3 protein-coding genes are annotated in these 6,864 nt (G+C 59.2%); 2 read left to right on the top strand and 1 reads right to left on the bottom strand.

Annotated features, from left to right (window positions below; all coding sequences use genetic code 11):
• Both E3O56_RS19375 and E3O56_RS19370 read left to right on the top strand, forming a co-directional pair.
• The coding region (locus E3O56_RS19375) for an efflux RND transporter permease subunit (protein WP_248128814.1) at window positions 1-2,144 on the top strand (2,144 nt) is incomplete at its 5' end.
• Between the two features lie 10 nt (window positions 2,145-2,154).
• Entirely contained in the window at window positions 2,155-3,588 is a 1,434-nt protein-coding gene (locus E3O56_RS19370) for an efflux transporter outer membrane subunit (RefSeq protein WP_248128813.1), read from the top strand.
• A 37-nt stretch (window positions 3,589-3,625) separates the two neighbouring features.
• Here E3O56_RS19370 and E3O56_RS19365 read toward each other — a convergent pair whose 3' ends face one another.
• Window positions 3,626-6,850 (bottom strand): hybrid sensor histidine kinase/response regulator, encoded by a 3,225-nt coding sequence (locus tag E3O56_RS19365; RefSeq protein ID WP_248128812.1) that lies wholly within the window; start codon window positions 6,848-6,850, stop codon window positions 3,626-3,628.
• Window positions 6,851-6,864 lie beyond the last annotated feature (14 nt).

Here is a 6,864-nt window from a genome sequence, read left to right as displayed (position 1 = left end):
TTGAGCTGGCACGTTTTATCAGCGCATCGATTGATGAAGTACTCGGTACGCTGGGCGAAGCCATCGCCATCGTGGTGCTGGTGATTTTCTTGAGCCTCGGCTCGGCGCGGGCAGTGATCATTCCGGTGGTCACCATTCCCCTGTCGATGTTGGGTGCGGCCGCGTTCATGTCGATGTTCGGGTTCAGCATCAACTTGCTGACCTTGCTGGCGATGGTATTGGCCATCGGCCTGGTGGTGGATGACGCGATCATTGTGGTGGAGAACGTTCACCGTCATATCGAAGAAGGCAAGTCTCCCACTTATGCAGCCCTGCTGGGCGCACGTGAGGTGGCAGCGCCGGTGATTGCGATGACCCTGACACTGGCGGCGGTATATGCCCCCATCGGCCTCATGGGCGGGCTGACCGGCTCGCTATTCAAGGAGTTCGCCTTTACCTTGGCCGGCTCGGTGGTGGTCTCGGGCATCATCGCGCTGACGCTGTCGCCGGTCATGAGCTCACTGCTGCTCAACAGCCAGATGAACGAAGGCTGGATGGCGCGCAAGGCCGAGGGCTTCTTCCATCGCCTCGGCAGCGCTTACGGCCGCGTGCTGGATCTGTCGCTGCATCACCGTTGGGTCACGTTCACGATTGCGGTCATTGTGTTGATCAGCGTGCCGTGGCTGTACAGCCGTGCCCAAACCGAACTGGCGCCCACCGAAGACCAGTCCACCGTGCTGACCGCAATCAAGTCACCACAGAACGCCAACATTGATTACGTCGAGAAGTTCGGCAAGCAATGGAACGACGTCATGGTGACCTTGCCGGAGCAGAGCAACCTGTGGTTGATCAACGGCAGCAACGGCGTATCCAACAGCATCGGCGGGGTCAACTTCGTCGATTGGGAAAAACGCGAGCGCAACGCCGACCAGATCCAGGGCGATATGCAAAGTCGCGCCAACACCATCGAGGGCAGCAACGTCTTTGCCTTCCAGTTGCCTTCACTGCCGGGCTCGACCGGTGGCCTGCCGGTACAGATGGTGATCAAGAGCGCCGGTGACTACAGCGTGGTCTATGAGGCGATGGAAGCACTCAAGCACGCTGCACGTGAAAGCGGCTTGTTCATGGTGGTCGACAGTGACCTGGACTACAACAACTCGGTGATCAAGATCAAAGTCGACCGCACCAAGGCCAATAGCCTGGGCGTGACCATGAAGGATCTGGGCGACACCCTGGCGGTGCTGGTGGGCGAAAACTACGTCAACCGCTTTGCCATGGACGGCCGCTCCTATGATGTGATCCCGCAGAGCCTGCGTGGTGAACGCCTGACGCCAGAAGCACTGACGCGCTTTTATGTGACCAGCACCACGGGTGGGCAAGTACCGCTGTCCAACCTCGTCAGCGTCTCCACCGGGGTCGAGCCCAATCAACTAACCCAGTTCGACCAGCTCAATTCGGCGATCTTCCAGGCGATCCCCAACCCAGGCGTGGCCATGGGCGACGCGGTGAAGTTCCTCGAGGTGCGAGCCAAACTGCTGCCGCCGGGTTTCACCTACGACTGGCTTTCGGATGCACGCCAATATCATCAGGAAAGCGGCGCGCTGGTCATGGCGTTCCTGTTCGCAATCATCGTGATCTACCTGGTACTCGCTGCGCAGTATGAAAGCCTGCGTGACCCGTTGATCATTCTGATCAGCGTGCCGATGTCGATATGCGGTGCATTGATTCCACTGGCCTTGGGCATGGCGACCATCAATATCTACACACAGATCGGCCTGGTGACCCTGATCGGCCTGATCAGCAAACACGGCATCCTGATGGTGGAGTTCGCCAATGAGATGCAGGTCAAGCAGGGCCTGGATCGTCGTGAGGCGATTCTGCACTCGGCGAAGATGCGCCTGCGGCCGATCCTGATGACCACGGCGGCGATGGTGGCGGGCTTGATTCCCCTGCTGTTCGCCTCCGGTGCCGGTGCCCATAGCCGTTATGACCTTGGCCTGGTGATCGTGGTGGGCATGTTGGTGGGTACGCTGTTCACTTTGCTGGTTTTGCCGACCATGTATTCGTTCATTGCCGTCGACCATCGTATCGCGGCCACCACACCCCGCGCCCGTGCGCTGGCCGCTGCCGATGCAGCCGACGCCGCCACGACCCAGACGGTGTAAGGAGACATATATGCACCCCTTTAATACCTTCGTGATTCGCCCGCTCGCGCTGCTGGTCTGCTCGGCCTGGATGACGGGCTGTACCGTCGGCCCGGACTACCGGGCCAGTAACGAGCCCGCAGTAGAGCTGACTCAAAGCCCCGATACCGCGCTGTATAGCAGCACCCGCGTGCAACAGGATTGGTGGCGACAATTCCAGGACCCACAACTGGATGCGCTGATCGATCAAGCGCTGGCGCGTAACCATGACCTGCGCATCGCCCAGGCCCGGTTGCTGGAGGCACGTGCGGTGCTGGATCAGCGTCAGTTGGACCAGCTGCCAACGGTGACCGCCAGCGGGGCTTATTCCCGTAGCCTGTCCCAGGCCAACCCCGGCCCAAGCGGTGAACGCAACCTGGCCAAGACCTATCAGGCTGGCCTGGATGCGCAGTGGGAGCTGGACCTGTTCGGCAGGCTGCAGCGCCTGTCGCAGGCGTCTTCGGCACGCGCCGAGGCCGTCGCGGCGGACCTGGCGCAAACCCGTATCGTAGTGACCGCCGACGTGGCGCGTCACTACTTTGAACTGCGCGGCGCGCAACGGCAGTTAGCGGTGGCCCAGGCCAACCTGAGTAATCAGGAAAAAACCGTGGCGCTGGTCCAGGGCCGCGTGGATGCCGGGCGCGGCACCGCCGACGAACTGGCCAGCGCCCTGGCCGAGCGCGCACGGGTGCAAGCCACACTGCCGAGTTTGGAAACCCGTCAAGCGCTCAGCCGTTATCGGCTCGCCGTACTCACGGGCTCGCGGCCCAATGAGCTGCAAGCGCTGACCGACCTGAAACCCTTGCCGGCACTGGTCACACGCCTGCCGATTGGCCAGGTCAGCGACTTGCTGCGACAGCGTCCCGATGTCGCCAGCGCCGAACGTGCTTTGGCGGCCTCGAATGCGGACATTGGCGCGATGACGGCCGAGCTTTACCCACGGATCGACCTGGGCGGCTTTCTCGGCTTTGTGGCCTTGCGCGGTGGGGATTTGGGCGACAGCGGCAGCCGCGCGTTCAGCGTGATGCCTTCGGTCAGTTGGCCGGCGCTGCACCTGGCCATTGTCAAGGCAAGGCAGCGCGAGGCGCAGGCGCGAGAGGTGGGTAGTCAGGCGCGTTATGAGCAAGTGGTGCTGAATGCGATTGAGGAAACCGAGGGCGCGCTTACGACCTATAGCCTGTCGCAGCAACGGGTTCGCAGCCTGGCCGAGGCTACCGCGCAAAGTGAGCGTGCGGCTCGACTGGCACATGCGCGTTATGAAGCAGGTAGTGCGGCGTATCTGGTAGAGCTGGACGCGCAGCGTACGCAACTGAATGCTCAGGACGCGCTGACGCAGGCGGAGACCGCGTCGTATCTCGATGTAGTGCAGCTCTATAAAGCGCTGGGTGGAGGCTGGCGTGCGCCGGAATCAGTGGTATCCAAGTAACCCATAGCCGCCCTGAACGGGGCGGCATTTTCAATGCTTATACATTCGCAATAGCGCGTTCGACGCGCTGGATGAAAGCAGCCACGTCTGCATGGGTATGGACCAGCCCGTCCCGGGCGACAGCGACCTCCAACTCGCGACACAGCTGGATCAGACTTTTAGCTTTGCCTACCGCCAACGCACCCCGAATCCGATGCAGCAAACGGACGGTTTCATTACGGCCCTGCCCCCTGTCCAGCGCTTTAAGCTCACTCATATCCTGGGCGATCGTCTCAAGGAATAGTTCAAGCATGCGCTCCGGCACATTGATCTCGTCTACATCGCTTACCGGCGTATCGATTTCGCAAGCCTGGAAGACCGCAGGATCAAGCACACTGCGCAAACACAGATAGAGCCCCTGGATATCCATCGGTTTGGATAACCAACTGTTCATGCCCACGCGGATGCAATGCTCGCCCTCCTCGCGCAGCGCATTGGCGGTGACGCCGATAATCGGCATATCCACATCGCGCTGGCGCAATGTATCGGCAAGTTCATAGCCGTCAATGAGCGGCATGTTCACATCCGTCAGCAGTACGTCGTAAGCCTTCAACTCCAACTGCAGCAACGCCTGGACGCCATCGGGCACGACATCCACCGTACAGCCGATACGTTCCAGTTGCTCTTTCATCAGCACCTGGTTGACCGGGTTGTCTTCGGCCACCAGCACATTCAGCTCCAGTTGCAGATGCGTCACCGGTGGTTGCGGTAACGGTGCCTCCGATTCGCCAGTGATCGCCATCACCAACGCACGGCAAATGGACCCGACGCTGTTCTGGTTCACCACCACGTCCTGGCCGATAAACTGGGGCGTACTACTGAAATCATGCTGGGCGAAGACATTAATCGCGCCTGAGCTTGCCACCTCAACCTCTTGCGGCATGACCGTCAACACGGCATCAGGCGCTCCGCGAGCATCATCGCCCATCACGGTAGTGTGTGCCCCGTGCCACTCCAGCCAGGCGCAAAGGTTATCGGACAAGGTTGCATAGGGGGTGCGAACATCGATGCACTTGCCTAATAACTGCGGCAGTGAAGATTGACGGGCCTCTAGAATTTCCAGGGCCAACTCGAATATGAAGGTACTGCCCTCGCCTAGCACACTGTCCACGCTCAATGCGCCCCCCATCATCTGGCTGAGATGGGAGCAGATAGGCAGCCCGAGCCCGGTGCCAGCGACGGTGTGATGCTTGCTGTCAGCCTGGTAAAAGCGCTCGAACAGTTGCGCCTGCACCGCTTCGGACATCCCTGGGCCGCTATCGATCACGCACCATTGCAGGCTCACTTCGCCTGCGCAGACTCCGATAGGCGACAGGAAGACTGCGACATGCCCGCTCTGGGTGAACTTGATCGCGTTATTGAGCAGGTTGCCTACGATCTGCTGGATACGCAGGCGGTCACCCTGCACAAGGTTCGGCACGCGCGGGTCAACGCAGCAGTAAAGCGCCAGCCCTTTGTTCGCCGCCACCGCCGAGAACCCGCGCACGGTTTCTTCAAGCATTTCCAGAGGCTGGAACGCCACGGACTCCAGAACCAGCTGGCCCGCTTCGATCTTGGACAGGTCGAGCACATCGCTGATCAAATGCATCAATACCGCGGATGAGCTATCGATTGTACGCAGATAACCACGTTGGCGTTCATCCAGAGAGGTCATGCCCAGCAGTTCAAGCGTGCCCAGCACACCGTACAACGGCGTGCGTAGTTCATGGCTCAGGGTGGCGACGAAGTTGCTTTTCTGCTCATTCGCCGCATCCGCCGCCTGGCGGGCGAGTAGCAACGATGCGGATGCTTCGCGGTGGGAAGAAATATCAGTGAAGGTACACAGCAACACGCTGTCGCCAAGATACTCGGTGGGTGTATAGCGCACATGCAACACTCGCTGATCGACCAGCAGGCAGCCTTCACCGGTAAGGGGTTTATTTTGCTCAAACAGCGGCCATAGCGCCATCATTTGTGCAAACTCGGTCGGCTCGCCCAACCACTGCGTATACAAACTGTTCTGCGTCACCAGTTCGATCTGCGGCCCCTTGACCACACACAAAGCCAGCGGCACCGTTTGCAACAAAGACAGGTTGAAGTCATGGTTGACCAATAACTCCCGAAAGTCATTACTCGCTGGCACCACGATGCGCCGTCGATACCATCGGATGACCGACCAGCCACTGATGATGCATAAGCCCAGCAAGCCGAGCAGTCCTAGCAACTGCCAACGTGCATCCAGGATCAGTTGTTTGTAGGGGATACGATACAGGGCCTGCCAGGCGCCCATGTCCCCGGCACTGCGCTTGATCAGTAGCCCTGAGGTAGTGAAATGGAAGCCGCTTTCATACTGGTAGATCTGTGGCGACTTGCCCCCCACTACACGCGTGCCGTCCGGCGCGGCGATGTCGACGTTGCTGTACAACGGCAGATCAAAAAACTGCTTTTCTATCCTTACCCCGGGTGCGTCAAATTCGTCCCAATACAGCAAGGTAGCGGCAATCAATTCCCTGGGGGGGCCCTTTCGTGCCCACTGATCCTCTTCGATGCGACCTGAGACATAGCCCAGTATTTGTTGAATGTCTTCACCGCCCAAAAAGAAATGACTGGGCCGCCAGCGCACCAACAAGTCACTGCTCAAGGGCGGTAGCTGACGCGCGGATTGCTTGACCTCATCCAATACCTGGGAAAAATTCCGCTGGCCTGGTTGAGACTGGGGGCTGATCGCAGGAATCGCGATGTCGAAATCGCTCGACAGATCAAACACGAACATTTGCGGTGACGCGAAGGTTGAACCGCTCCAGAAGTCGCCATACACATTTGCCAGCGCAACCCCAAGTTGCAGTTGTTGATCCCGCACCCCATCATTCGCATCAGCGGCTTTGATGGGTAGTGCCGCGGAAAACGTCGTCGCCACCTGGGATGCCTGGCCTTCATAAATACGCATGTTGCCCTGGATGGTCTGGTTGATCACATAGGCTCCAGGGCTAAATACCGGCTTGTATTCCAATTGGCTGCTGGCTTTGATGGCCCGTAGCAGAAATATTTCATGGTCGTAGGCTCGGCCCACAAAACGCATAAAGTGATAATCGACTTTAAGCACTTCCCCGCGAATGACCTTGTAGGTCACCCAATAGCCGGCCACGGCGAAGAACACTAGCAACAAAAAAGACACCAACAGGCCGAAACCCAGGCGCAGCGAGACTTTTTCAAGTTTGCCGACGCTCGATTGCCTATAACGCATAAGCGATGCCATTT

Origin of the sequence: Pseudomonas sp. W2Aug9, from assembly GCF_023127755.1 — a bacterium.
GTDB lineage: Bacteria > Pseudomonadota > Gammaproteobacteria > Pseudomonadales > Pseudomonadaceae > Aquipseudomonas > Aquipseudomonas synxantha_A.
This window is presented reverse-complemented; position numbering and strand designations above follow the sequence as displayed.